The following is a 25,452-nucleotide window of genomic DNA, read 5'->3' as shown; positions in this document are numbered from 1 at the left end:
GTGACTCCCGCCGACCTCGCCGAACTGTTGCGTGCCACCGCTGCGACCGTCCTGACCGAGCGCGGCCTCGACGCCGCGGTGTTGCCTCCGACGGTGACGGTGGACCGTCCGCGCAACCCCGAGCACGGCGATTACGCGACCAACGTCGCGATGCAGGTGGCCAAGAAGGCCGGCGTCGCCCCGCGCGACCTGGCGACGTGGCTGGCGGAGGCGTTGGCCGGGAGCGACGCCGTCGACGAGGTCGACGTGGCCGGGCCGGGCTTCCTCAACATCCGATTGGCCAAGTCGGCGCAGGGGGCGATCGCCCTGCGCGTGCTCGCGGAGGGCGAGGCGTTCGGTCGGTCCGACTCGCTCGCCGGTACGTCGATCAACCTGGAATTCGTCTCCGCCAACCCGACCGGCCCGGTCCACCTGGGCGGGACGCGCTGGGCGGCGGTCGGCGACGCGCTCGGTCGCATCCTGGCCTCGCGCGGCGCGTCGGTGACGCGCGAGTACTACTTCAACGATCACGGCGCCCAGATCGACCGCTTCGCTCGGTCGCTCGTCGCGGCGGCGCAGGGCCTGCCCGCCCCGGAGGACGGCTACGCCGGGGAGTACATCGCCGAGATCGCCGCGCACGTGCTCGAACAACGCCCGGACGCGCTGGACCTGCCCGAGGACGAGCGGCAGGAAGCGTTCCGGTCCGTCGGTGTGGACGCGATGTTCGCCAAGATCAAGGCCGATCTGCACGAGTTCGGGACCGACTTCGACGTCTACTTCCACGAGAACTCCCTGTTCGAGTCCGGCGCGGTGGAGCGGGCCGTCGAGACCCTGAAGCAGTCCGGGAATCTCTACGAGAAGGACGGCGCCTGGTGGCTCCGCAGCACCGAGTTCGGGGACGACAAGGACCGCGTCGTCGTCAAGAGTGACGGCAACGCCGCCTACATCGCCGGTGACATCGCGTACTTCCAGGACAAGCGGGCCCGCGGCTTCGACCTCTGCATCTACATGCTCGGCGCCGATCACCACGGCTACATCGGGCGTCTCAAGGCCGCCGCCGCGGCGTTCGGCGACGACCCCGCGACGGTCGAGGTGCTCATCGGGCAGATGGTGAACCTGGTCCGCGACGGAGTCGCGGTGAAGATGAGCAAGCGCGCGGGCACCGTCATCAGCCTCGACGACCTGGTCGACGCCATCGGCATCGACGCCGCGCGCTACGTGATGGTCCGCAGCTCGGTCGACCAGTCCATCGACATCGACCTCGCGCTCTGGGCGAGCAAGAGCAACGACAACCCCGTCTACTACGTGCAGTACGCGCACGCCCGGCTGTGCTCGCTCGCGCGCGGCGCCGCCGACCTCGGGGTCACCGCGGACGCGCCGGACTTCTCCCTGCTGGTCCACGAGAACGAGGGCGACCTCATCCGCACCATCGGCGATTTCCCGCGGGTGGTCGAGAGCGCGGCGAGTCTGCGTGAGCCGCACCGCATCGCGCGGTACCTCGAGGATCTCGCGGGTGCCTACCACCGCTTCTACGGTGCGTGCCGCGTCCTGCCGCGCGGCGACGAGCAGGCCGAGCCCGTCCACACCGCTCGGCTCGCGCTGGGCAACGCGACGCGGCGGGTGCTGGCCAACGGCCTCAATCTCCTCGGCGTCTCCGCCCCGGAGAAGATGTGAGCGCGCATCCGGCCGGCCCGCGGCACGCCGCGGCGCCCGGTCCCGCGACGCCCGAGCGGCCGTCGGCGGCCACAGACGTGACGTATCTGGATCCGACGGTGTTCCCGCGCAACGCTCGTCGCGGCGACGACGGCGTCGTCACCGTCGCCGGGATCTCGGTCACCGACCTCGCGCGCGAGTTCGGCACACCGCTGTTCGTGATCGACGAGGACGATTTCCGGTCGCGCTGCCGGGAGATGGCGGCGGCGTTCGGCGATCCGGCCCGAGTGCACTACGCGTCCAAGGCCTTCCTGTGCGGCGAGATCGCCCGCTGGGTCGCCGACGAGGGCCTCTCGCTCGACGTCTGCTCCGGCGGAGAACTGGCCGTCGCGCTGAACGCGGGCTTCCCGGCGAACCGAATCGCCATGCACGGCAACAACAAGTCCCGCGAGGAGTTGGCCGCCGGCGTGCGGGCCGGCGTCGAGCACGTGGTGCTCGACTCGATGGCGGAAATCGGCCGCCTCGACGAGATCGCCGGTGCGGCGAACACGGTGCAGGACGTGCTGATTCGCGTCACCGTCGGCGTCGAGGCGCACACCCACGAGTTCATCGCCACTGCACACGAGGACCAGAAGTTCGGCTTCTCGCTCTCCGACGGCAGCGCGATGCGGGCGGTGCGACGAGTGTTCGACGCCGCGAATCTCCGCCTGGTGGGCCTGCATTCGCACATCGGCTCGCAGATCTTCGAGGTCGACGGGTTCGAACTCGCCGCGCACCGTGTCATCGGGCTGCTCGGGGACATCCGCGCCGAGTTCGGCGTCGAGAAGACCTCGCAGATCGACGTCGTCGATCTCGGTGGCGGCATGGGCATCCGGTACCTGCCGGGCGACAACCCGCCGCCGGTCGAGGATCTCGCGGCCAAGCTCACCGAGATCGTGCGCTCGGAGTCCGCGGCCATCGGCATCGAGCCGCCGACGCTCGCCGTCGAGCCCGGTCGCGCCATCGCCGGTCCCGGCACCGTGACGCTGTACGAGGTGGGCACGGTCAAGGACGTGACGGTCGACCAGGGTCGCACGCGCCGCTACATCAGCGTGGACGGCGGGATGAGCGACAACATCCGCACCTCGCTGTACCAGGCGGAGTACGTGGGTCGTCTGGTCTCCCGCGACTCCGCGGGCGAGCCGGTGCTGGCCCGGATCGTCGGAAAGCATTGCGAGAGCGGGGACATCGTCATCCGCGACACCTGGCAGCCAGACGATCTCGGGGACGGTGACCTGTTCGCCGTCGCTGCCACGGGGGCGTACTGCTACTCGATGTCGTCCCGCTACAACCTCCTGCCCCGTCCGGCCGTCGTCGCCGTGCGCGAGGGTGAAGCCAGAACGGTGCTCCGCCGTGAAACGTTCGACGACCTGCTCAGCTTGGAGGTAGACCGGTGACCGCTCAGACCGTCCCCGACGAGGATCGTCCGGCCGCGTTCGTCAGCCCCGTGGACAAGCCGCTCGGTGTCGCCGTGCTCGGCATGGGCAACGTCGGCACCGAGGTGGTCCGCATCCTGCAGGAGCACACGGCCGATCTGGCCGCACGCGTCGGCGCACCGTTGGTGTTGCGCGGGGTCGCCGTGCGGGACCTGGCGAAGGACCGCGGCATCGATCCCGGCCTGCTCACCACGGACGTGCACGCGCTCGTCGCGCGGGACGACGTCGATCTGGTGGTCGAGGTGCTCGGCGGTATCGAGCCGGCCCGGGAGCTGATCCTGGCCGCGCTGAACGCGGGCAAGTCCGTCGTGACCGCCAACAAGGCCCTCCTCGCCGAGTACACCGGCGAGCTCGCCGAATCCGCCGAGCGCCACCGCGCCGACCTCTACTTCGAGGCGGCCGTCGCGGGTGCCATTCCGGTGGTGCGTCCGCTGATGCAGTCCCTCGCCGGGGACCGGGTCGATCGCGTGATCGGCATCGTCAACGGCACCACCAACTTCATCCTGTCCGCGATGGACGAGACCGGTGCCGACTACGCCGAGACGCTCGCCGAGGCGGGCCGTCTCGGGTACGCCGAAGCCGACCCCACGGCCGACGTCGAGGGGTACGACGCCGCAGCCAAGGCCGCCATCCTCGCGTCGCTCGCCTTCCACACGCGGGTCACGTCCGCGGACGTCCACCGCGAGGGCATCTCGTCGATCACCGCCGAGGACCTCGCGACGGCGCGGGCCTTCGACTGCACGGTCAAGCTGCTCGCCCTGTGCGAGCGGGTGGTCGAGGACGGAACCGAGCGCATCTCCGTGCGCGTCTACCCGGCGTTGCTGCCGCTGTCGCACCCGCTCGCCCGTGTGTCCGGGGCGTTCAACGCTGTCGTGGTCGAGGCGGAGGCCGCGGGACAGCTCATGTTCTACGGACAGGGTGCCGGCGGCGGCCCCACCGCGTCGGCGGTGATGGGCGACCTGGTGATGGCTGCCCGCAACAAGTTCTTCGGCGGCCGGGGACCGGGCGAGTCGACGTACGCCAAGCTGCCCATCGCGCCGATGGGGGACACCCCGACGCGGTACCACGTCAACATGCAGGTCGCGGACCGTACCGGCGTCCTGTCGGCGGTCGCCGCCGAGTTCGCGAAGAACGACGTCAGCATCTCCACCGTCCGGCAGGAGGGCGCGTCGGACTGCGCTCGGCTGGTCGTGGTCACGCACCGCGCCAAGGAATCCGCGCTCGCCGCCACCGTCGCGGCGCTGTCCGACCTCGAGATCGTCGGCGCCGTCACCAGCGTGCTGCGGCTCGAGGGAACGTCGGAGTGATCACGCCGTGACCGCCACGCTGATCGCGGGGACGACGGTGCGCGCGGTCGTGCCGGCGTCCAGCGCCAACCTCGGACCGGGCTTCGACACCCTCGGGCTGGCCCTCGGGTTGTACGACGAGATCACCGTGACCGCCGTCCCGTCGGGACTGTCCGTGCGGGTCGACGGGGAGGGCGCCGGCGAGGTGCCCTGGGGGCCCTCGCATCTGGTGGTGCGCGCCATCGAGCGCGGTCTCGAAGCGGCGGGCGTGTGGGCCAACGGCCTGGACGTGCACTGCCACAACAGAATTCCGCATTCGCGCGGGCTCGGCTCGTCCGCGTCGGCCGCCGTGGGCGGTCTGGCCGCGGCCAACGCCCTGGTGACGGCCGTCGACCCGTCACTCGCCCTCGCGCCGGAGACACTGGTGCAGCTCGCGTCCGAGTTCGAGGGTCACCCCGATAACGCGTCCGCCAGCGTGCTCGGCGGCGCGGTCGTGTCCTGGAGTCGCGAGGTGGGTCCGCCCGAGGGGCCGCGGCACTTCGCCGCGGTGCGGTTGGACGTCCATCCCGATCTCGGCGCGACCGTACTGATTCCGGGGGAGAAGTCCTCCACCGCCCACACTCGCGGACTGCTGCCCGACCTCGTTCCGCACCGCGACGCCGCGTTCACGGCGAGCCGGTCCGCGCTCGCCGTCGTCGCGCTGACCTCGCGGCCGGATCTGCTGCCCCTCGCCACGGAGGACCGGATCCATCAGCCCTACCGGGCGGAGGCGCTCCCCACGACGACGCGCTGGGTGCGCACGCTGCGGGCGCACGGCCACGCGGCGACCGTGTCCGGGGCGGGTCCCACCGTGTTGGTGCTGGGTACGGACTCCATTGCGTCCGATCTGCGGGCGCAGGCCGAGGACGACGGGATGACCGTGCTCGACCTCGAGATCGCCGGCGCGGTCGATTCCGCGCTCGTCACCGCCTGACCCCCGCGCGGCGCGCCGACCGGGGGTGTTGTTGCCCGTCGCGGTCGGGTTGGCTATGGTGGGCCTCGTCCGTACATCGTGCGCAGTCGCGCCGACTTCTGGTCTCTCCACGGTCTCGCCCCCGCTCCTCGGTCCTTCCGTCCGTCACCTCGGACCCGTGATCGAGCCGACGGTGCCCGCCGCGGACGTGACCCCCGTTCGGTAGCCCCCTTCTCGACACGACGTACGAGGCATCCGCGTTCGGTACGAGATCCGAACGTCGGACACGAACCCTCGATCAGCGCACCAGGCGCGCGAGGGAAGGAAAGGACCTCCGTGACCGATACGGACATGACCGCTGCTCCGGTCGCCATCCCCGACGACGCCACCGGTGCGTCGGAGCGTCCCGCCCGCGCACGCGCTGCGCGCCGCGGCGACGGCCTCTCCGGAATGGTGCTCACCGAGCTGCGCGGCCTGGCCTCCGAGCTGGGCATCAAGGGTGTCTCCGGGATGCGCAAGGGCGATCTGGTCGCGGCCATCGAGTCGAAGCGCGTGCCCGCGCCGGCCACCGGTTCCGCCCGCGCCGAGCGTCCGGCCGCCGCGCCCGCCGCCGACGGTGCACCTGCTGCGCCCGTCGCTGCAGCCCCCGCCGTGGAGACGCCGTCCAGCGAGACCGAACCCGCTGCCGACACCACGCCCGCCGGGTCGTCGACCACATCGACCACGTCGGGCGACGACGCCGGGGCCGATGGACCCCGTCGCACGCGCAACCGTCGTGGCGCGTCGCGCCGTGCCGGCGCAGCCGACGCGCGACAGGACGGTGCCGGGGTAGCCGACGCAGCCGATGCGAGACAGGAGACCGCCGACGCGCCCGCCACGGCGCCGTCCGAGTCCACCCCGAGCCGGAACGGGCAGGCGGACGCCGCCGACGGCGGATCCGCCGGGGCCGAGACCGACGGTGGGGAATCGAACGACGACGGCCGTCAGGGTCGCAACCGTGGTGACCGGCCGCGCCGGGATCGCCAGAACCGGAACGACAACCGGAACGACAACCGGGGCGAGAACAACCGGGGCGACAACTCCGACCGCGGCAACCGCAGTGAGAACAACCGCGGCGAGAACAACCGCGGCGAGAACAACCGCGGCGAGAACAACCGCGGCGAGAACAACCGGAACGACCGCAACGACAACCGGAACGACAACCGCAACGACCGCAACAACGGTCCCCGCGACGACTCGTCGGACGACGACGGAGACGGTCGGGGTCGGCGCGGACGTCGGTTCCGTGAGCGTCGTCGCGGGCGTGACCGCGACGGGTCGGGCAACGATCAGCGCGAGCCCGAGTTGCGGGACGACGACGTCCTGCAGCCGGTCGCCGGCATCCTCGACGTGCTCGACAACTACGCGTTCGTGCGCACGTCGGGCTACCTGGCCGGCCACAACGACGTGTACGTGTCGATGAACATGGTGCGCCGCAACGGCCTGCGCCGCGGCGACGCCCTGACCGGCGCGGTCCGCGTGGCCCGCGAGGGCGAGCAGAACAACTCGCGGCAGAAGTTCAACCCGTTGGTCCGGCTGGACACGGTGAACGGCGCTGCGCCGGACGGCAACCGCAAGCGTCCGGAGTTCAACAAGCTGACGCCGCTCTACCCGAACCAGCGGCTGCGGCTCGAGACCACGCAGAACATCCTCACCACGCGTGTGATCGATCTGGTGATGCCGATCGGCAAGGGCCAGCGCGCCCTGATCGTGAGCCCGCCGAAGGCCGGTAAGACCTCCGTGCTGCAGGCGATCGCCAACGCGATCGCCACCAACAACCCCGAGTGCTACCTCATGGTCGTCCTGGTGGACGAGCGTCCCGAGGAAGTGACGGACATGCAGCGGTCGGTCAAGGGCGAGGTCATCGCCTCGACGTTCGACCGCCCGCCGAGCGATCACACCTCGGTCGCCGAGCTCGCCATCGAGCGGGCGAAGCGGCTGGTCGAGGACGGCCGCGACGTCGTCGTGCTGCTGGACTCGATCACTCGCCTGGGCCGCGCGTACAACAACAGCTCGCCGGCATCGGGTCGCATCCTGTCCGGTGGTGTCGACTCGACGGCGCTGTACCCGCCCAAGCGGTTCCTCGGTGCGGCGCGCAACATCGAGAACGGCGGCTCGCTGACGATCATCGCCACCGCGATGGTCGAGACCGGGTCGACCGGCGACACCGTGATCTTCGAGGAGTTCAAGGGCACGGGTAACGCCGAGCTCAAGCTCGACCGCAAGATCGCGGAGCGTCGCGTGTTCCCGGCCGTGGACGTCAACCCGTCGGGCACCCGCAAGGACGAGTTGCTCATGAGCCCGGACGAGGCCGCGGTGCTGCACAAGCTCCGTCGCGTGCTGTCGGGTCTGGATTCGCACCAGGCCATCGACCTGCTCATCGACCGTCTCAAGAAGAGCAAGAACAACATCGAGTTCCTGATGTCGGTCTCCAAGACGGCACCGGGCGGCATGGACGACTGACGTCGCACCCGACGAACCACCCCGGTCGTGGCGGCCGGGAACAACTCGGCCGCCGGCCGGGTTGAGACGATTACCAGCGCGGACAGCTGCTCTGGCATACTGATCGGCCGAGTCCGGTTCCGGTTCACGCCCACGACAGTCGAGGGCGACCCGGCGACCACGAAAGGGACACCATGAAGGCAGGAATCCACCCCGACTACACGGCGACCACCGTCGTGTGCGGTTGCGGCCACACGTTCGAGACGCGGAGCACCAACAGTGCCGAGCGCATCAACGTCGAGGTCTGCTCGCAGTGCCACCCGTTCTACACGGGCAAGCAGAAGATCCTCGACACCGGCGGCCGCGTCGCCCGCTTCGAGGCTCGCTACGGCAAGCGTGCCGGCAAGAAGGCCGACGCCGACAGCTAGCTCGTCCACCGACGCCCGTTCCGAGAATCGTCTCGGGACGGGCGTCGGTCGTTTCTGCAGCTTTCGTTTCTCGCACCCGTCTCACCCCCCGTGTCTCCCCAGAGAGGGGCATCGACGTGTCCACCCCGACACCGCGGGCGACGCCGTCCGCCATCGACGACGTGCTCGCCGAGCACGCCGGGCTCGAACGTGCGCTCTCGGACCCGTCGCTGCACGACGATCCAGCCGCCGCCCGTCGCGCCGGCAAGCGCTTCGCCCAGCTCGCCCCGATCATGAGCGTGCACGGCAGGCTCGTGGCCGCGCGCGACGATCTCGCCGCGGCTCGCGAACTCGCGGCCGACGACGCGTCGTTCGCTGCCGAGATCCCCGCGCTGGAAGCCACCGTCGACGAGCTCGACGCGACGTTGACCGATCTGCTCGCCCCACGCGATCCGCACGACGCGGACGACGTCGTTCTCGAGGTGAAGTCGGGGGAGGGCGGTGAGGAATCCGCCCTGTTCGCCTCCGACCTCGCGCGGATGTACGTGCGGTACGCCGAGCGGCACGGGTGGCGCGTCGAGATCCTCGACGCCACCGTCTCGGACCTCGGCGGATACAAGGACGCCACTCTGTCGATCAAGGCGCGGTCGGATACCGCGGACGGGGTGTGGTCGCGCTTCAAGTTCGAGGGCGGCGTGCACCGGGTGCAGCGCGTTCCCGTCACCGAGTCGCAGGGGCGGGTGCACACGTCCGCCGCGGGCGTGCTGATCTACCCCGAGCCGGACGAGGTCGAGGAGGTCGCCATCGACGAGGGCGATCTGCGTATCGACGTCTATCGGTCCTCGGGCAAGGGCGGCCAGGGCGTCAACACCACCGACTCGGCCGTGCGCATCACGCATCTGCCGACCGGCATCGTGGTCACGTGCCAGAACGAGCGCTCGCAGTTGCAGAACAAGGCGCGGGCGATGCAGGTGCTCGCCGCGCGTCTGCAGGCGGCGGCCGAGGAGGCCGCGGACAAGGAAGCGGCCGCGGGCCGCGCGAGTCAGGTGCGCACCGTCGACCGGTCCGAGCGCATCCGCACCTACAACTTCCCCGAGAACCGCATCACCGACCACCGCATCGGATTCAAGGCGCACAACCTCGATGCCGTGCTCGACGGGGACATGGACGCGTTGCTCGACGCCCTGGGCGCCGCCGATCGCGCCGCCCGCCTGCAGGCGGAGTGACGTGGAGCGCGTTCCCCTCCGGCTCGCCATCGTCGAGGCCACCCGCGTGCTCGCCGAAGCCGGGGTGTCGAGCCCCGGGGTCGACGCCGAGCTCCTCGCGGCCCACGTGCTGGACACCCCGCGCGGGCGGCTGGGGCTGACCCCGCTGGTCGACCCCGGGACGGCGGAGCGGTTCCGTGCCCTGGTGGCCCGCCGTGCCGAGCGAATTCCGTTGCAGCACATCGTCGGTAGCGCAGCGTTCGGGCCCGTCGAGGTCCTGGTCGGTCCCGGGGTGTTCACCCCTCGGCCCGAGACGGAACATCTGCTCGAGTACGCGCTGCGGGTTCTGGACGGCCGCCCGCGCCCCGTCGTGCTGGACCTGTGTACCGGCAGTGGCGCGCTCGCCCTCGCCATCGCCGCGGCGCGCCCCGACGCCGCCGTCCACGCCGTCGAGAAGGACCCGGCGGCCCTGGCCTGGGCGCGTCGCAACGTCGACCGTCGCGCGGACCTCGGTGACACCCCGGTGCGACTGCACCACGGTGACGTCACCGACCGCACTCTGCTGCCCCACCTCGACGGCGGAGTCGACCTCGTCGTCGCCAACCCGCCGTACGTCCCGGACGACGCCGAGCTCGAACCCGAAGTGCGCGAACACGATCCGCACGCCGCGCTGTTCGGCGGCCCCGACGGGCTGGCCGTCATCGAGCCGATGCTCGGGTCGATCGCGCGATGGGTGCGCGTCGGCGGGCACCTCGCGATCGAGCACGACGACTCCCACGCCGACGGCGTCGTGGCGCTCGTCCGTCGTCGGTCGGTGTTCGGTGACGTCGTCGCGCATCGCGACCTCGCCGGCCGTCCGCGGTTCGTCTCCGCGTCCCGGGTGACCCGCGCCGCCCAGTGACCCCTGCCGCCCAGTGACCCCTGCCGCCCAGTGACCCCTGCGGTGCAGTGACCCCTGCGGTGCGGTGAGCCGCGGGTGGCAAGATGGCCGGGTGCCCACCGTCTACGACTGCTCCGACACCGCGTCCCGCGCGGCCGGACTCGACGCCGCACGGCGCGCCCTGTCCTCCGGTCGCCTGGTCGTGATGCCCACCGACACCGTCTACGGCATCGCCGCCGACGCGTTCGACAGCTCCGCCGTCGCGGAACTGCTGCGCGCCAAGGGGCGCGGCCGCGACATGCCGGTGCCCGTGCTGGTGGGTTCCTGGCACACCATCGACGGGCTGGTGCTCGGGGTCCCGCAGGCGGCGCGGGAGCTCATCCGCGCGTTCTGGCCGGGTGCCCTCAGCCTCGTCGTGCACCAGGCGCCGTCGTTGGCGTGGGATCTCGGTGACGCGCGCGGGACGGTCATGCTGCGGATGCCGCTGCATCCCGTGGCGATCGAACTCCTGCGCGAGGTCGGCCCGTTGGCCGTCTCGAGCGCCAACGTCTCCGGTCGCCCGCCGGCCGTCACGGCCGCCGACGCGCAGCTGCAGCTCGGGGACTCCGCCGCGGTCTATCTCGACGGCGGCCCGGCCGAGCACGCCCTCGCGTCGACCATCGTCGACCTCACCGGGGACAGCCCGCGCATCCTCCGCGTCGGTGCGGTGGCCACCTCCGACATCGCCGACGTGCTCGGCGTCGCACCGGAGTCCTTGGTCGCCGGAAGCGCCTGACCGGTGATCGATCTCGACCCCGCGGCACGTCCGGGAACCGCGCTGGTTCTGGCGCAGGGCGGCGGCGGGGGAGCGGGCGTTCCCATCCGCGAACTCCTGCTGGTGCTGCTGACGGCCGCCGTCGTGACCTTCCTGGTCACGGGGGTGGTCCGTGCGATCGCCCTGCGCGTGGGGGCGGTCGCTATTCCGCGGGAGCGGGACGTGCACGTGCGGCCGACTCCGCGGTGGGGCGGCATCGGTATCTACCTGGGCCTGCTCGTCGCGCTGTCGTTCGCTCAGACGCTCCCGGCGCTGACGCGGGGATTCGAGTTCACTTCCGACGTCCAGGCCGCGCTGGTGTCGGGGGTCATCCTCATGGTGGTCGGCATGGTCGACGATCGGTGGGGTCTCGACGCGCTCACCAAGTTCGCCGGTCAGGTCACCGCGGCCGGCGTGCTCGTCCTCATGGGGGTCAGCTGGCAGGTCCTCTACCTGCCGTGGGGCGGGGGATCGACCCTCGTGCTCGACCAGTTGCAGGCCGGACTGGTGACCGTGCTGATCGCCGTCGTGATGATCAACGCGCTGAACTTCGTCGACGGGCTGGACGGGCTGGCCGCCGGCGTCGGCGCGATCGCCGCGGTGGCGATCTGCCTGTTCTCCGTCGGCCTGCTGCACGAGCAGGGCGGCGACGTCAGTGCCTACCCGCCGGCGATGATCGCGGCCGCCCTCGCCGGCGCGTGTCTGGGGTTCCTGCCGCACAACTTCCAGCCCGCCCGCATCTTCATGGGCGACTCCGGATCGATGGTCATCGGTCTCATGCTCGCCGCGGTGGCGACCAGCGCCTCCGGTCGCATCAGCCCCAGCCTGTACGGCACGCGCGACCTGCTCGGTCTGCTCTCGCCGCTGCTGCTGGTCGGCGCGGTGATGTTCATCCCGATCCTCGACCTGCTGTTGGCCATCGTGCGCCGCACCCGCGCCGGGCGCAGCCCGTTCAGTCCCGACAAGATGCACCTGCACCACCGGCTCCTCCAGATCGGCCATTCGCACCGCCGCGTGGTTCTGCTGATCTACCTGTGGGTCGGGGTCCTGGCCTTCGGGGCGGTCGGTGCGGCGCTGGTGGACCGTCGTGTCGTCGTGCTGCTGTTCGCCGGGGGGTTGGTCTTCGCGCTCGTGGTGACGGCCGTGCCGTCGATCCGGGGGCCGGACCGACCGGGCCGGTCGAGTGCACGCCGACCGGGGGGTCGCGGTCGGCGCGGCCGGTAACCTGCGGGGCGTGACCTTCTCGCCTGCGCCCGTTCCGTCGTCGACCGCCCCGTTGCGTTCGGCCGTCCGCTACGGCGTGATCGCGCTGGTGGTGCTCGCCGTGGTGTCCGCGATCGTCGCCTACCTCGTCGCCGGAACGGCGGGGCTGTGGGGCGCGTTGATCGGATCGGCCGTGGGTGGGGTGTTCATCCTGGCGACCGCGGCGTCGGTCCTGTGGTCGGCCAACTTGCCGCCGACGACGGTGGGGGCCGTTCTGCTCGGTGGGTGGTTGGCGAAGATGCTGGTGGCGATCGTCGTCCTGGGCATCCTGCGCGGCATGGACTTCTACTCGCGGCCGGCGCTGGGCCTGGTGCTGCTGGCGTCGCTGCTCATCGTGCTCGGTGCGGAGACGGTGGGCGTTCTGCGTCAGCGCGCTCCCTACGTCGATACCCCGTCCTCGGACGACAAGTAGTACGACTTTCTGTAGTAGGGTCCCGGTACGGGAACGACCCCCGGCGCGATGAGGTCGATTGTGTTGATAAAGTTCCCACCGAGCGTGGGCTTACCCGACGTAACGGACAATCGTCGCGACGGGATCGCCCCCGCGGTGATCGGCGTCACTGCGGACGTGTCGCGGCCCACACCTCGTGTGAGAATGTGGACCGGCACGCCGAAGGATCGCTCGACCGCACCGCCCGACCGCCCCTTTGTCCGATCGAACCGCGTGGGTACCACGCACGCGGCCGACCACGGGAGAGACCGCTGAGCGTCACCAACTTGGCCGCGGAGTTCCATCCGCCGTCACTGTCCGACTTTTTCCCACCGGCCATCCTGTTCGAGGGCACTCCGTTCGAGCTCGACCGCTTGATGCTCGTGCGCATCGTCATGACGGTCGTCCTGCTCGCGTTCTTCTTCCTCGCCATGCGCAGCCCCAAGATCGTGCCGCGCGGCATCCAGAACGTCGGCGAGCTCGCGCTGGGCTTCGTGAAGGACCAGATCGCGGACGAGGTTCTCGGCAAGGAGCAGGGGCGTCGCTTCCTCCCGGTGCTCGCGACCATCTTCTTCGCGGTGTTGTTCCTGAACTTCTCGGGCATCATCCCGTTCATCAACATCTCGTCGAACGCGCGCATCGGCATGCCGATCGTGTTGGCCGCGATCGCGTACATCGTCTTCAACTACGTGGGCATCAAGAAGTACGGCTTCTTCAAGTACGTGAAGAGCAGCATCGTCGTGCCCGGCGTGCCGCTGCCGCTGCACTTCCTGCTGATCCCGATCGAGTTCGTCTCGACGTTCATCCTGCGGCCCTTCACGCTGACCGTGCGTCTCATGGCCAACATGCTGGCCGGTCACATCATGCTGGTGCTGTTCTTCAGCGCGACGCAGTTCTTCTTCTTCGAGGCCGCGACCGGCATGAAGGTGTTCGGCATCTTCTCCCTGGTCGCCGGCTTCGGCTTCACCCTGTTCGAGATGCTGGTCATCTTCCTGCAGGCCTACGTGTTCGCGCTGCTCACCGCGGTCTACATCGACCTCGCGCTGCACGCCGACTCGCACTGACCCACCCCGGCTCGACGAGCCACCGGTAACAACCTGACCCGCTGCCGTCCGGTCGTGGGCAACAGAAAGGGAACCAATCATCATGAGCCTCACCTACCTGGCGCAGGAAGCTCAGGAAATCACCGGCGGCGGCTACGGCGCCATCGGCTACGGCCTCGCGGCCATCGGCCCCGGCATCGGCGTGGGCATCGTGGTCGGTAAGGCCATCGAGGGCATCGCCCGTCAGCCCGAGCTCGCCGGCCAGATCCGGACCAACATGTTCCTCGGTATCGCGTTCACCGAGGCCCTGGCGCTGATCGGCCTCGTCGCCGGCTTCATTTTCTGATCGCCATGTCGACATTCGCAGTCCTCGCAGCGGAAGGGGGAGAGGACGTCAATCCTCTTCTCCCCGCGACGTACGACATCGTCTGGTCTGCGGTCTGCATCGCCGTCATCGGCTTCTTCTTCTGGAAGTTCGTGCTTCCGCGGTTCCAGACGGTGCTGTCGGAGCGGTCCGAGAAGATCGAAGGCGGGATCAAGCGCGCCGAAGAGGCACAGGCCGAGGCGAAGCAGGCGCTCGAGCAGTACCGCGCCCAGCTGGCCGACGCTCGCCAGGAGGCCGCCAAGATCCGTGAAGACGCACGCACCCAGGGTCAGCAGATCCTCGCGGAGATGAAGACCAGTGCGCAGGCGGAGAGCGATCGCATCGTGGCCTCCGGTCACCAGCAGCTCGCCGCGCAGCGTCAGCAGATCGTCACCGAACTGCGCTCGGAACTCGGCCGCACCGCCGTCGAGCTCGCCGAGAAGGTCATCGGTGAGCAGCTGTCCGACGACGTCAAGCGCGCCGGAACGATCGATCGGTTCCTCGACGAACTCGATTCTGTCGGCGCAAAGTCCACCAGCGGGAAGTGAACACCATGTACGCAGCGAGTCGTGAGGCTCTCGCCGAGGCCCGCACCGCTCTGACCCGCGGTCTCGATTCCGCGTCGGACTCCACGTCCGCCGCGGCCGGGGCCGGATCCGACCTCTTCGCGGTCGTCCGGGTGCTCGACGCCCAGCGTCCGCTCCGGTCGGCTCTCGCCGACGCCTCCGCGTCCGCCGATTCCCGTCGACAGCTCGCCGAGCGACTGTTCGACGGCAAGGTCGGAACGGAAGCGGTCGAGACGGTGAAGGCCGCGGTCGCGCAGAACTGGTCCTCGGCGCGTGACCTCACCGACTCGCTCGTACTGCTGGGCCGCGAAGCGCTGCTTCGCGCGGCGGAGGACCAGGATCAGCTGGGCACCGTCGAGGACGAGTTGTTCCGGCTCGGGCGCATCATCGCCGGCGATTCCGCTCTGGAGCAGGCGCTGTCGGATCGCACCAAGCCGGCCGAGGCGTCCGGACAGCTGCTGAAGACGCTGCTGTACGGCAAGGTCACGGCCATCACCGAGGCTCTCGCCGTGCAGGCCGTCGGACGACTGACCGAGGCTCCGGCCGAGGTGTTCGGCGAGTTGTCCGCGCTGGCGGCGACCCGGCGGAACAAGGAAGTCGCATACGTCCGCAGTAGCACCGAGTTGAGCACCGATCAGGTCGACCGCCTCACGTCTACGCTGGAAGGTATCTACGGCAAGTCCGTGACCGTTCACGTGGAAGTCGATCGCGACCTGCTGAGCGGTCTCGTCGTTCGCGTCGGTGACGAGGTGATCGACGGCAGTGGTGCGGGGCGTCTCGCGCAGCTGCGCAAGTCGCTCAAGTAACCCGGTTCACGCACCCGACCGGCAGGCACGACCAGAGTTTGTCCCCACCCACGTTTCGGTGATTCGGCCCAGGGCGGCCGGCGTACCGAGGCCACAGACAGTGAGAGCAGGAAAACATGGCGGAGTTGACGATCTCCTCCGACGAGATCCGTAGCGCAATCGAGAGCTACACCGCGAACTACGCACCGGAGTCCTCTCGTGAAGAGGTCGGTCTGGTGTCGGACACGTCCGACGGCATCGCCCACGTGACCGGGCTTCCGTCCGCGATGTCGAACGAGCTCCTCGAGTTTCCCGGCGGCGTCCTCGGCGTCGCGCTGAACCTCGACGATCGCGAGATCGGCGCCGTCATCCTCGGCGACTACGAGAACATCGAGGAGGGCCAGGAGGTCAAGCGCACCGGAGAGGTTCTGTCCGTCCCGGTCGGCGACAACTTCCTGGGCCGCGTCATCGATCCCCTCGGCAAGCCGATCGACGGTCTCGGCGAGATCGAGTCCGACGAGCAGCGTGTGCTCGAACTGCAGGCTGCCTCGGTGCTCGAGCGCCAGCCCGTGGAGGAGCCCCTCGCCACCGGCATCACCGCCATCGACGCCCTCACCGCCATCGGCCGCGGTCAGCGCCAGCTGGTGATCGGTGACCGCAAGACCGGCAAGACCGCGGTCTGCGTCGACGCGATCATCAACCAGAAGAAGAACTGGGAGACCGGCGATCCCGACAAGCAGGTGCGCTGCATCTACGTCGCGATCGGTCAGAAGGGCTCCACCATCGCCGGTGTGAAGACCGCTCTGGACGAGCACGGCGCCATGGAGTACACCACCATCGTCGCGGCTCCGGCCTCCGACTCCGCCGGCTTCAAGTGGCTCGCCCCCTACACCGGCTCGGCCCTCGGCCAGCACTGGATGTACCAGGGCAAGCACGTCCTCATCGTGTTCGACGACCTCACCAAGCAGGCCGAGGCCTACCGCACCATCTCGCTGCTGCTGCGTCGCCCGCCGGGCCGCGAGGCGTACCCGGGTGACGTGTTCTACCTGCACTCCCGTCTGCTCGAGCGGTGCGCCAAGCTGTCCGACGAGCTCGGCGGCGGATCGATGACGGGCCTGCCCCTCATCGAGACCAAGGCCAACGACATCTCGGCGTTCATCCCGACCAACGTCATCTCCATCACCGACGGTCAGGTGTTCCTCGAGTCGGACCTCTTCAACAAGGGTGTCCGTCCCGCCATCAACGTCGGTACCTCGGTGTCCCGCGTGGGTGGTGCGGCGCAGACGAAGGGTCTGAAGAAGGTCGCCGGTTCGCTTCGTCTGGAGATGGCGCAGTTCCGTGAGCTCGAGGCGTTCTCCGCCTTCGCCTCCGACCTCGACGCGGCGTCCAAGGCGCAGCTCGAGCGCGGTGCCCGCTGGGTGGAGCTGCTCAAGCAGGACCAGTACACCCCCGTGTCCGTCGAGGACCAGATCGTCTCGATCTACCTCGTCGACGCCGGGTACTACGACACCGTTCCGGTCGACGACGTGCGTCGCTTCAACCGTGAGCTGCTCGAGGACCTGCACCGCAACGCCTCGGACGCCTTCGATTCCATCGCCGGCGGCGGGGTGCTGAAGGACGACGCGGCCGAGTCGATCAAGAAGGCGACCGACGAGTTCAAGCAGGGCTTCCTCACCTCCTCGGGCGAGCGCATCGTCAACGAGGCCGAGGCCGAGGCGCTCGACAAGGACGAGGTCGACCAGGAGAAGGTCACCGTCACGCGCAAGACCGTCGGTAAGTGATGATCGGTCCGCGACGAGCAGGGAGTGAGGTGAACCGTGCCCAGCATTCGTGAGCTCCGCTCCCGGATCAGGTCGACGAACTCGATCAAGAAGATCACCAAGGCGCAGGAACTGATCGCGACCTCGCGCATCACCAAGGCGCAGGCCCGCGTGGAGGCGTCCAAGCCGTACGCCACCGAGATCACCAAGGTGCTCTCGGCTCTGGCGAGCGCATCCGGCTCGCTCGATCACCCGTTGCTCACCGAGCGCCCCGAGCCCAAGCGGGCCGCGGTGCTGGTGGTCACCAGTGACTCGGGTCAGTGCGGCGGCTACAACTCGAACATCCTGCGCGAGGCCGAGGAACTGCAGCAGCTGCTGAAGTCCGAGGGCAAGGAACCGGTCATCTACGTCCTCGGACGCAAGGGCCTGACGTACTACACGTTCCGTGATCGGGACGTGAAGGGCGCCTGGACCGGGTTCTCGCAGCAGCCGACGTACGCCGACGCGGCGAAGGCCGCCAAGCACCTCGTCGAACTGTTCATGGCCGGGTCGGGTAACGAGATCGAGGCCCCCAACGGTGAGGGCACCGTCGAGGGTGTCGACGAGCTGCACATCGTGTTCACCACGTTCGTCTCGATGCTCTCGCTCAAGCCGACCGTGCGACGGATGGCCCCGTTGGAGGTGGACTACGACGACGAGGAGATCGAGCTCGGCGCCGACATGCTCACCGACTCCAAGCCGTCCACCGAGGTCACCGCGCAGTACGACTTCGAGCCGGAGGCGGACACGCTGTTGTCGGCGTTGCTGCCCAAGTACGTCAGCACCCGCATCTACGCCGCACTGCTCGACGCGGCAGCCTCCGAGTCGGCCGCCCGTCGTACCGCGATGAAGGCCGCGACGGACAACGCCAACGATCTGGTCAACGCCCTGTCCCGTCAGGCCAACCAGGCGCGCCAGGCCCAGATCACCCAGGAAATCAGCGAGATCGTCGGCGGCGTCGACGCGCTTGCAGCGAGCTCAGGAAGAGACTGAACATGACCGCAGCAGTAACCGATAACACGGGTACCGGCGCCGCGAAGTCCGAGAACGGGCGCGTCGTGCGCGTCATCGGTCCCGTCGTCGACATCGAGTTCCCCCGTGGCTCCATCCCCGAGCTGTTCAACGCTCTGCACGCGGAGATCGAGCTGTCGGCCGTCGCCAAGACGCTGACGCTCGAGGTCGCCCAGCACCTCGGTGACAACCTGGTGCGCACCATCTCCATGCAGCCGACCGACGGCCTGGTCCGCGGCACTCCGGTGAGCGACACCGGCAAGCCGATCTCCGTGCCCGTGGGCGACGTGGTCAAGGGCCACGTCTTCAACGCGCTCGGCGACTGCCTCGACTCGCCCGGCCTCGGCCGCGACGGCGAGCAGTGGGGCATCCACCGCAAGCCCCCGGCCTTCGACCAGCTCGAGGGCAAGACCGAGATCCTCGAGACCGGCATCAAGGTCATCGACCTGCTGACCCCGTACGTGAAGGGCGGCAAGATCGGCCTGTTCGGCGGCGCCGGCGTGGGCAAGACCGTGCTCATCCAGGAGATGATCACGCGTATCGCCCGCGAGTTCTCCGGCACGTCCGTGTTCGCCGGCGTCGGCGAGCGCACCCGTGAGGGCACCGACCTCCACCTCGAGATGGAGGAGATGGGCGTTCTGCAGGACACCGCCCTGGTGTTCGGTCAGATGGACGAGCCGCCGGGCACGCGTATGCGCGTCGCCCTCTCGGCCCTGACGATGGCCGAGTACTTCCGCGACGTGCAGAACCAGGACGTGTTGCTCTTCATCGACAACATCTTCCGGTTCACGCAGGCCGGTTCCGAGGTCTCCACCCTGCTCGGCCGCATGCCGTCCGCGGTGGGCTACCAGCCCACGCTGGCCGACGAGATGGGCGAGCTCCAGGAGCGCATCACCTCGACCCGTGGCCGCTCGATCACCTCGCTGCAGGCGATCTACGTGCCCGCCGACGACTACACCGACCCGGCGCCGGCCACGACCTTCGCGCACCTCGATGCCACCACCGAGCTCTCGCGTCCGATTTCGCAGAAGGGCATCTACCCGGCTGTGGACCCGCTGACGTCGACCTCGCGCATCCTGGAGGCGTCGATCGTCGGTGACGAGCACTTCCGCGTCGCCAACGAGGTCAAGCGCATCCTGCAGAAGTACAAGGAGCTGCAGGACATCATCGCCATCCTCGGTATGGACGAGCTCTCCGAGGAGGACAAGGTCACGGTCTCCCGTGCCCGTCGTCTGGAGAAGTTCCTCGGCCAGAACTTCATCGTCGCCGAGAAGTTCACCGGCGAGGAGGGATCGGTCGTGCCCCTGTCCGACACCATCGAGGCGTTCGACAAGGTCACCAAGGGCGAGTACGACCACCTGCCCGAGCAGGCGTTCAACAGCTGCGGTGGACTCGACGACGTCGAGGCCGCAGCCAAGAAGATCTCCGGGAAGTAGTCCGACATGGCTGAGATGGACGTCGAACTGGTCGCGGTCGAGGAACGGCTGTGGTCGGGAACGGCCACGCTGGTCAGCGCCCAGACCACCGAGGGAGAGATCGGCATCATGGCCGGCCACGAGCCGGTGCTCGGCCAGCTGATCGAGGGCGGCACCGTGGCCATCACGACGACCGACGGTGAGCGTCGCGTCGCGGCCGTCCACGGAGGGTTCCTCTCCGTGACGGGGAAGACGGTGACCATTCTCGCCGAGTCCGCGGAGTTCGCCGAGGACATCGACGTGGAGGCCGCCAAATCGGTTCTGGCCGAGGGCTCCGAGGACGAGGAGGCGCTCGCGATCGCACGCGGACGCGTCCGCGCCGTCGAGCGGGCCTAGGTCACGGCAGAGCAGAAGCCGCGGCGGGCCCGGTGATGATGACGATCTGGATGACAGTGCTTGTCGTTCTGGTGGTCGTTCTCGCCGGGCTCGCCGCGGCTTTTCTGTATCGCCTGATCACCCTGCGCCGCGGCGGCACCGCCGTGATTCTCCGGTCGTTGCCGGCCGGCCCCGGCGCCGGTTGGCGTCACGGCATCTTTCGCTACGGCGAGAACGTGTTGGTGTTCTACAAGCTGTCCAGCCTGCGGCCCGGCCCCGATCGGCGCATGGTGCGACAGACACTCGACCTCGGCGAGCGGCGTCGACCCGAGGAGTCGGAGTTCGACATCATGACCGAGGACATCGCGATCGTCGAACTCTTCGACGCCGATCGACGCTATGAGGTGGCGTTCGACCGCGGTGCGTTCACCGCCTTCACCTCGTGGGTGGAGTCCCGACCGTCCGGCCGCTCCCGACGCCCGCGCCCCGGCGCCGGCGGAGCCCGCTGAGCGCCCGGTCCACTCGAGTCTTAGCCTCGATCGTCCCCGCCCGGCCGCCACAACACGTCGCCGTCCGGGTTGGTGATCCGCCCGAGCACGAACAACAGGTCCGACAGCCGATTCAGATACAGCGCGGGCAGCTTGTTGGTGACGTCTGGGAACGCCTCCACCGCGGCCCACGCGGCCCGCTCGGCCCGACGGGTCACGGTGCGCGCGTGATGCAGCAGCGCCGATGCCGCCGTGCCGCCCGGCAGCACGAACGATCGCAGCGGCGCGAGCGTGGCGTTGTACTCGTCGCACCACCGTTCGAGGCGGTCCACGTAGTCCTGCGTCACCCGCAGCGGCGGGTGCTTCGGGTTCTCCTCGACCGGCGTCGCCAGGTCCGCGCCGACGTCGAACAGATCGTTCTGGATGCGACCGAGCACGGGGATCAGGTGCTCCGGCGGCGCGCCGAGAGCGAGGACGAGCCCCAGGGCGGCGTTGAGTTCGTCGCAGTCCGCGTACGCCACCACCCGCGGGTCGTTCTTGCCGACGCGCTCGAAATTGCTCAGGCCGGTGGTGCCGTCGTCACCCGTCCGGGTGTAGATCGAGGTCAGATGAACCGCCATTTCTCGACCCTACTGTGGTGCCTCTAGTCTTGGTGGTCGTGAGCGAACGTTTCCTGGTGACCGGCGGTAGCCGCCTGTCCGGTGAGGTCTCCGTCGGCGGCGCGAAGAACAGCGTGCTCAAGCTGATGGCCGCCGCGCTGCTCGCCGAGGGAACCACCACCATCGCGAACTGCCCCGACATTCTCGACGTTCCGCTCATGGCCGACGTGCTGCGCGGGCTGGGATGCGAGGTCGAGCTGGTCGAGGACACCGTCCGCATCACCACGCCGGCCGAGCCGAAGTATCACGCCGACTTCGCCGCCGTGCGTCAGTTCCGTGCCTCGGTGTGCGTGCTCGGCCCGCTCGTCGCGCGCTGCCGGCGTGCGGTCGTCGCGCTGCCGGGTGGCGACGCCATCGGGTCGCGGCCGCTCGACATGCACCAGTCGGGCCTGCGTCTGCTCGGTGCCCACAGCGAGATCGAGCACGGGTGCGTCGTCGCGACCGCGGAGAAGCTGCACGGCGCCACCATTCGGCTCGCCTTCCCGTCCGTCGGCGCCACCGAGAACATCCTCATGGCGGCCGTCCTGGCCGAGGGGGAGACCGTCATCGACAACGCCGCCCGCGAGCCCGACATCGCCGACCTCTGCGCGATGCTGAACAAGATGGGCGCGAAGGTGGCCGGCGCCGGCTCGTCGACGTTGACCATTCAGGGCGTCGAGCGGTTGCACCCCACCGAGCATCGGGTGATCGGCGACCGCATCGTCGCGGCGACCTGGGGGATCGCCGCGTCGATGACGCGTGGCGACGTCACGGTGCGGGGGGTGAACCCGAAGCATCTGACGCTGGTGCTGACCAAGCTCGGCGCGGCGGGTGCCGAGGTCGACCTGCTGCCCGACGGGTTCCGCGTCCGTCAGCCCGAGCGGCCCGTCGCGGTGAACTTCGCGACGCTGCCGTTCCCCGGCTTCCCGACCGACCTGCAGCCGATGGCCATCGGCCTCGCCTCGGTCGCCAACGGAACGTCGATGATCACCGAGAACGTCTTCGAGGCGCGATTCCGGTTCGTGGAGGAGATGATCCGGTTGGGCGCCGACGCCCGGACCGACGGTCACCACGCCGTGGTCCGCGGGGTGCCGCGGTTGTCGAGCGCCCCCGTGTGGTCGTCGGACATCCGTGCCGGGGCGGGCTTGGTGCTCGCGGGCCTGGTCGCCGACGGGACGACCGAGGTGCACGACGTCTACCACATCGACCGCGGCTATCCGCGCTTCGTCGAGCAGCTGCAGGCCCTCGGCGGGGACATCGAGCGCGTGCAGTAGTACTCGGCCGCGTGAGTACTCGGCTGCGTGTCGGTCGCGGTGGCAGGTCTCGGCCGCGCGTCAGTCGCGGTGGCGTCGGAGTTCGTCCGCCACGACGTCGAGCGCCGTGCGAAGTTCCACGTCGGAGAGGCGTCCGTAGCCGATCACCAGACCGCCCGGATCGGGGTGCGATCGAGCGGACTCCGCGATCGTCGGAACCGTGACACCGCGGGTCGCGGCGGCGCGGGCGACGGCGTCGGCCCGCCCGGGTGCGAGGACGAGCGTGGTGTGCATGCCTGCGCCCGAGCCACGGAGCTCGCCGAACTCCGACAGCGAATCCCTCACCACCGCATCACGATTCCGATATCGGCGCCGGGCTGCGCGCACCAGTCGGTCCCATTCGCCGTCGTCGAGCAACGACGTCGTCGCCGTGCAGAGGGGTGTCGACGGGAAGTCGCCGACGGCCGACCGGTGGCGGAGCACCGGCTCGACCAGCTGCGCGGGTAGCACCATCCAGCCGAGCCGGACGCCGGCGCCGAGGGTCTTGGCGATGGTGCCGAGATAGACGACCCGGTCCGCGTCCAGATGGGCCAGGGCCGGGAGGGGTGCGACGTCGTAGCGGTACTCGGAGTCGTAGTCGTCCTCGATCACGACGGTGTCGGTGTCGCGCGCGTACGCGACGAGGGCGGCGCGGCGTCCACCGTCGAGGGTGCCCCCGGTCGGGTACTGGTGGGACGGCGTCACGTACACCGCGCGCGTCGAGTCCGGAGCGGATCGCAGGGCGTCGACCACGACGCCGCCCCGGTCCACGGGGAAGTCGTGTACGCCCCACCCGACCGCCGTGGCGGCCGTCGCCGCCACGCGATAGCCCGGATCCTCCATGGCGAGAACGGGTTTCGAGTCCGCACCGAGAGTGCGCAGCGCGGCCAGGGCCAGGGTCAGACCGTGCACGGCACCCGTGGTGACGACCACCCGTCCCGGGTCGACGGTCATGCCCCGCGCGCGAGCGAGCAGCGCACACACGCTGCGTCGAAGGGCGAGAGGGCCCGCCGGATCCGGGTAGTCGTGCGGTGCGGGTTCGGCGCCCGCGATACGCCACGCACGCCGCCACGCTGCGCTCGGGCGAGGTGGTGTCCAGGGAATGCCGGGTCGGAGTACGAGGTCGGCGCGGCCGTCGTCCTCGATCGGGGTCGTCGCGGGGGCGGGAGCGGTTCGCGGGACCGCGGGTATCGCGGCGGCCACGAAGGTTCCGGATCCGGTCCGCCCCTCGATCCATCCCTCCGCGGTGAGCTGGTCGTACGCGTGGTGGGCGACGCCGCGGGAGACCTGCAGTTCGGCGGCGAGGGCACGGGTGGAGGGAAGTCGATCGCCGGTGACGAGGACACCATCGGCGATCGCCCGGCGGAGGGCGTCGGCGACCTGCAACGGCAGAGGGCGCGCCGAGGTCCGGTCGAGGGTGACCGGTACGGCGCGCGGGGTCGCGGGCATGAGGCCTCCGTCGATCGGTCGGTGCGTCGCACCGGCGAGTGGTCCGGTGAAACGGTAGCGAAGTGGACCGTGACGATGGTCCACTCGTCCCTCAGGCTGGTGCCATGACGACAACCGACGGTGCTCGGACCACGGGCTCGAACGCGGGTGACGATGTCGACGTGCTGGCCACCTCGCTGTCCCCGACGGACCGAACCACGCTGCGGCGCAACCGCAGTCGAGCGCAGATGCACAGGGCCGCGTTGATCGACGTTCTCGACGCGGCTCGCATCTGCCACCTCGGGGTGACGGTGCACGGTGCTCCGCTGGTCGTGCCCACGGCGTTCGCCTACGACCTGGACGGACCCGACCGGGGCGGAACGCTGTACGTCCACGGCTCCGTCGCCGCCGCGAGCCTGGGCGCCGACGGGGACGTGTGTGTGACCGTGACGGTGGTGGACGGCCTGGTGTTGGCGCGCTCGGCGTTCCATCACTCGATGAACTACCGCAGCGCGGTGGTGCGGGGGAAGCCACGGGTGGTGTCGGACGCCGACGAGCGCGACGCGGCCCTGGCACTCGTCGTGGACAAGGTGGTCCCCGGAAGGGCGGCCGTGCTCCGGCCGAACACCCGCAAGGAGCTGGCAGCGACACGAGTTCTCGCGGTCCCGCTGTACGAGGCCTCGGTGAAAACCCGTGCCGGCGGACCGGTCGACGACGACGCGGACATCGCCGCCGGGGGTGTGTGGGCCGGGGTCCTGCCCGTGACAGAACGAATCGGAACGCCGGTGCCGGCCGCCGACCTGGATGCCGCCGGCGCGTCGAGGACACCGACGTCGCCGACGTGACCGGCGTCATAGTTTCGAGTAGCGGTGCATCGGTGTGCCCGTGGCACGGCCGAATACGTCCCACCTGCGACGACGGGCTCGCGACGCACCCGTGTCCAGGCGATTTGCGTTGTGGGGTTCGGGTGCGTAACTTTTGTCGAGTCAGAGCGACACGGACGCCGACCCGGAGCCGAGAGGCTGGGGTGAACGAGGCCGTACGGGGTCGCCTGATTCGGACAGAAAAGGTTCGTCTGCACGTGGTGTAGGCTGAGCGGACAGTCCAGATCAAGTACGAGGCCTTCCCGGCGGTGTGGTTTGACTGCGGTGTCGGGTGGTGGTTAGTCTGGAACGGTTGCCCCGGATCCGGTTCACGTTGGTGGGTCGGTGGTGGTGTGCGTGTGTTCTTTGAGAACTCAACAGTGTGTCGATGAATGTCAGTGCCAATTTTTTTGGTTCCGGTTCTTCTCCTTCTTCCCGTCGGGGGAGGATCGGCTTTGTCAGTACATTTTTGTGTGCTGGCGTGAGTTTTATTGCTGGATTTGGCTCTCTAGTTTTCATTGGCTGCTCGGTTTCTGCTGGGTGGTCGATAAGAGTCTTCAACGGAGAGTTTGATCCTGGCT

General features: G+C 69.5%; 25 protein-coding genes. 23 read left to right on the top strand and 2 right to left on the bottom strand.

The window, feature by feature from the left end; genetic code table 11:
* From argS to HQ603_RS16970, 20 genes are all read left to right on the top strand, one after another.
* Window positions 1-1,653: an arginine--tRNA ligase gene (argS, locus tag HQ603_RS17065; protein ID WP_222685957.1), complete on the top strand. Its 1,653-nt coding sequence runs from the start codon at window positions 1-3 to the stop codon at window positions 1,651-1,653.
* A complete protein-coding gene (lysA, locus tag HQ603_RS17060; protein WP_222685956.1) occupies window positions 1,650-3,068 on the top strand; it encodes a diaminopimelate decarboxylase in 1,419 nt (472 codons plus the stop codon). Before argS ends, lysA begins: the two co-directional genes overlap by 4 nt.
* An 83-nt stretch (window positions 3,069-3,151) precedes the next feature.
* Window positions 3,152-4,414, top strand: coding sequence for a homoserine dehydrogenase (locus tag HQ603_RS17055; RefSeq protein ID WP_222685972.1), 1,263 nt, complete (start codon window positions 3,152-3,154; stop codon window positions 4,412-4,414).
* 7 nt (window positions 4,415-4,421) lie between these two features.
* Window positions 4,422-5,366, top strand: a complete 945-nt coding sequence (gene thrB / locus HQ603_RS17050) for a homoserine kinase (protein WP_222685955.1) — start codon at window positions 4,422-4,424, stop codon at window positions 5,364-5,366.
* Window positions 5,367-5,681: 315 nt separating this feature from the next.
* Entirely contained in the window at window positions 5,682-7,847 is a 2,166-nt protein-coding gene (gene rho / locus HQ603_RS17045; RefSeq protein WP_308126588.1) for a transcription termination factor Rho, read from the top strand.
* A 173-nt stretch (window positions 7,848-8,020) separates the two neighbouring features.
* Complete coding sequence (rpmE, locus tag HQ603_RS17040) at window positions 8,021-8,254, top strand: 50S ribosomal protein L31 (RefSeq protein WP_027507227.1); 234 nt, start codon at window positions 8,021-8,023, stop codon at window positions 8,252-8,254.
* A gap of 116 nt (window positions 8,255-8,370) precedes the next feature.
* Complete coding sequence (gene prfA, locus HQ603_RS17035) at window positions 8,371-9,459, top strand: peptide chain release factor 1 (protein ID WP_222685954.1); 1,089 nt, start codon at window positions 8,371-8,373, stop codon at window positions 9,457-9,459.
* A 1-nt stretch (window position 9,460) separates the two neighbouring features.
* The gene (gene prmC, locus HQ603_RS17030; protein ID WP_222685953.1) at window positions 9,461-10,339 is read left to right on the top strand and encodes a peptide chain release factor N(5)-glutamine methyltransferase; all 879 of its coding nucleotides are present in this window, start codon (window positions 9,461-9,463) and stop codon (window positions 10,337-10,339) included.
* 91 nt (window positions 10,340-10,430) lie between these two features.
* Complete coding sequence (locus HQ603_RS17025) at window positions 10,431-11,093, top strand: L-threonylcarbamoyladenylate synthase (protein WP_222685952.1); 663 nt, start codon at window positions 10,431-10,433, stop codon at window positions 11,091-11,093.
* 6 nt (window positions 11,094-11,099) lie between these two features.
* Window positions 11,100-12,335, top strand: coding sequence for a glycosyltransferase family 4 protein (locus tag HQ603_RS17020; RefSeq protein WP_308126590.1), 1,236 nt, complete (start codon window positions 11,100-11,102; stop codon window positions 12,333-12,335).
* A gap of 10 nt (window positions 12,336-12,345) precedes the next feature.
* Window positions 12,346-12,786: a hypothetical protein gene (locus HQ603_RS17015; protein ID WP_371831068.1), complete on the top strand. Its 441-nt coding sequence runs from the start codon at window positions 12,346-12,348 to the stop codon at window positions 12,784-12,786.
* 356 nt (window positions 12,787-13,142) lie between these two features.
* Window positions 13,143-13,868: a F0F1 ATP synthase subunit A gene (gene atpB, locus HQ603_RS17010; RefSeq protein WP_371831069.1), complete on the top strand. Its 726-nt coding sequence runs from the start codon at window positions 13,143-13,145 to the stop codon at window positions 13,866-13,868.
* A gap of 82 nt (window positions 13,869-13,950) precedes the next feature.
* Window positions 13,951-14,193 carry an ATP synthase F0 subunit C gene (locus HQ603_RS17005; RefSeq protein ID WP_068099884.1) on the top strand — a complete coding sequence of 81 codons (243 nt, stop codon included), beginning with the start codon at window positions 13,951-13,953 and terminating at the stop codon, window positions 14,191-14,193.
* A gap of 5 nt (window positions 14,194-14,198) precedes the next feature.
* Complete coding sequence (locus HQ603_RS17000; RefSeq protein WP_068099885.1) at window positions 14,199-14,759, top strand: F0F1 ATP synthase subunit B; 561 nt, start codon at window positions 14,199-14,201, stop codon at window positions 14,757-14,759.
* A 5-nt stretch (window positions 14,760-14,764) separates the two neighbouring features.
* Window positions 14,765-15,583, top strand: coding sequence for a F0F1 ATP synthase subunit delta (locus tag HQ603_RS16995; protein ID WP_222685949.1), 819 nt, complete (start codon window positions 14,765-14,767; stop codon window positions 15,581-15,583).
* 116 nt (window positions 15,584-15,699) lie between these two features.
* Complete coding sequence (atpA, locus tag HQ603_RS16990) at window positions 15,700-17,343, top strand: F0F1 ATP synthase subunit alpha (RefSeq protein WP_222685948.1); 1,644 nt, start codon at window positions 15,700-15,702, stop codon at window positions 17,341-17,343.
* Between the two features lie 36 nt (window positions 17,344-17,379).
* Window positions 17,380-18,354: a F0F1 ATP synthase subunit gamma gene (locus HQ603_RS16985; protein WP_068099887.1), complete on the top strand. Its 975-nt coding sequence runs from the start codon at window positions 17,380-17,382 to the stop codon at window positions 18,352-18,354.
* A 2-nt stretch (window positions 18,355-18,356) separates the two neighbouring features.
* Complete coding sequence (atpD, locus tag HQ603_RS16980; RefSeq protein WP_222678587.1) at window positions 18,357-19,808, top strand: F0F1 ATP synthase subunit beta; 1,452 nt, start codon at window positions 18,357-18,359, stop codon at window positions 19,806-19,808.
* Between the two features lie 6 nt (window positions 19,809-19,814).
* Window positions 19,815-20,183, top strand: a complete 369-nt coding sequence (locus tag HQ603_RS16975) for a F0F1 ATP synthase subunit epsilon (protein ID WP_222685947.1) — start codon at window positions 19,815-19,817, stop codon at window positions 20,181-20,183.
* 50 nt (window positions 20,184-20,233) lie between these two features.
* Window positions 20,234-20,671: a DUF2550 domain-containing protein gene (locus HQ603_RS16970; RefSeq protein ID WP_261773994.1), complete on the top strand. Its 438-nt coding sequence runs from the start codon at window positions 20,234-20,236 to the stop codon at window positions 20,669-20,671.
* 20 nt (window positions 20,672-20,691) lie between these two features.
* Here HQ603_RS16970 and HQ603_RS16965 read toward each other — a convergent pair whose 3' ends face one another.
* Window positions 20,692-21,270 (bottom strand): cob(I)yrinic acid a,c-diamide adenosyltransferase, encoded by a 579-nt coding sequence (locus HQ603_RS16965; protein ID WP_222685946.1) that lies wholly within the window; start codon window positions 21,268-21,270, stop codon window positions 20,692-20,694.
* A gap of 38 nt (window positions 21,271-21,308) precedes the next feature.
* On the opposite strand from HQ603_RS16965, the gene murA reads away from it, so the two are divergent.
* Entirely contained in the window at window positions 21,309-22,562 is a 1,254-nt protein-coding gene (gene murA / locus HQ603_RS16960) for a UDP-N-acetylglucosamine 1-carboxyvinyltransferase (protein ID WP_222685945.1), read from the top strand.
* Window positions 22,563-22,622: 60 nt separating this feature from the next.
* On the opposite strand, the gene pdxR is transcribed toward murA, so the two are convergent.
* On the bottom strand, window positions 22,623-24,029 hold the full coding sequence (gene pdxR / locus HQ603_RS16955; protein ID WP_222685944.1) for a MocR-like pyridoxine biosynthesis transcription factor PdxR: 1,407 nt from the start codon (window positions 24,027-24,029) through the stop codon (window positions 22,623-22,625).
* Window positions 24,030-24,133: 104 nt separating this feature from the next.
* Between pdxR and HQ603_RS16950 the strand changes: the two genes are divergently transcribed.
* Both HQ603_RS16950 and HQ603_RS16945 read left to right on the top strand, forming a co-directional pair.
* Window positions 24,134-24,853: a pyridoxamine 5'-phosphate oxidase family protein gene (locus HQ603_RS16950; RefSeq protein ID WP_222685943.1), complete on the top strand. Its 720-nt coding sequence runs from the start codon at window positions 24,134-24,136 to the stop codon at window positions 24,851-24,853.
* Window positions 24,854-25,259: 406 nt separating this feature from the next.
* A partial coding sequence (locus tag HQ603_RS16945) for a hypothetical protein (RefSeq protein ID WP_222685942.1) occupies window positions 25,260-25,452 on the top strand: 193 nt, incomplete at its 3' end.

Origin of the sequence: Rhodococcoides corynebacterioides (assembly GCF_019834675.1) — a bacterium.
Lineage (GTDB): Bacteria > Actinomycetota > Actinomycetes > Mycobacteriales > Mycobacteriaceae > Rhodococcoides > Rhodococcoides corynebacterioides_A.
The sequence above is the reverse complement of the archived record's forward strand: the minus strand, read 5'-3'. Positions and strand labels throughout refer to the sequence as shown.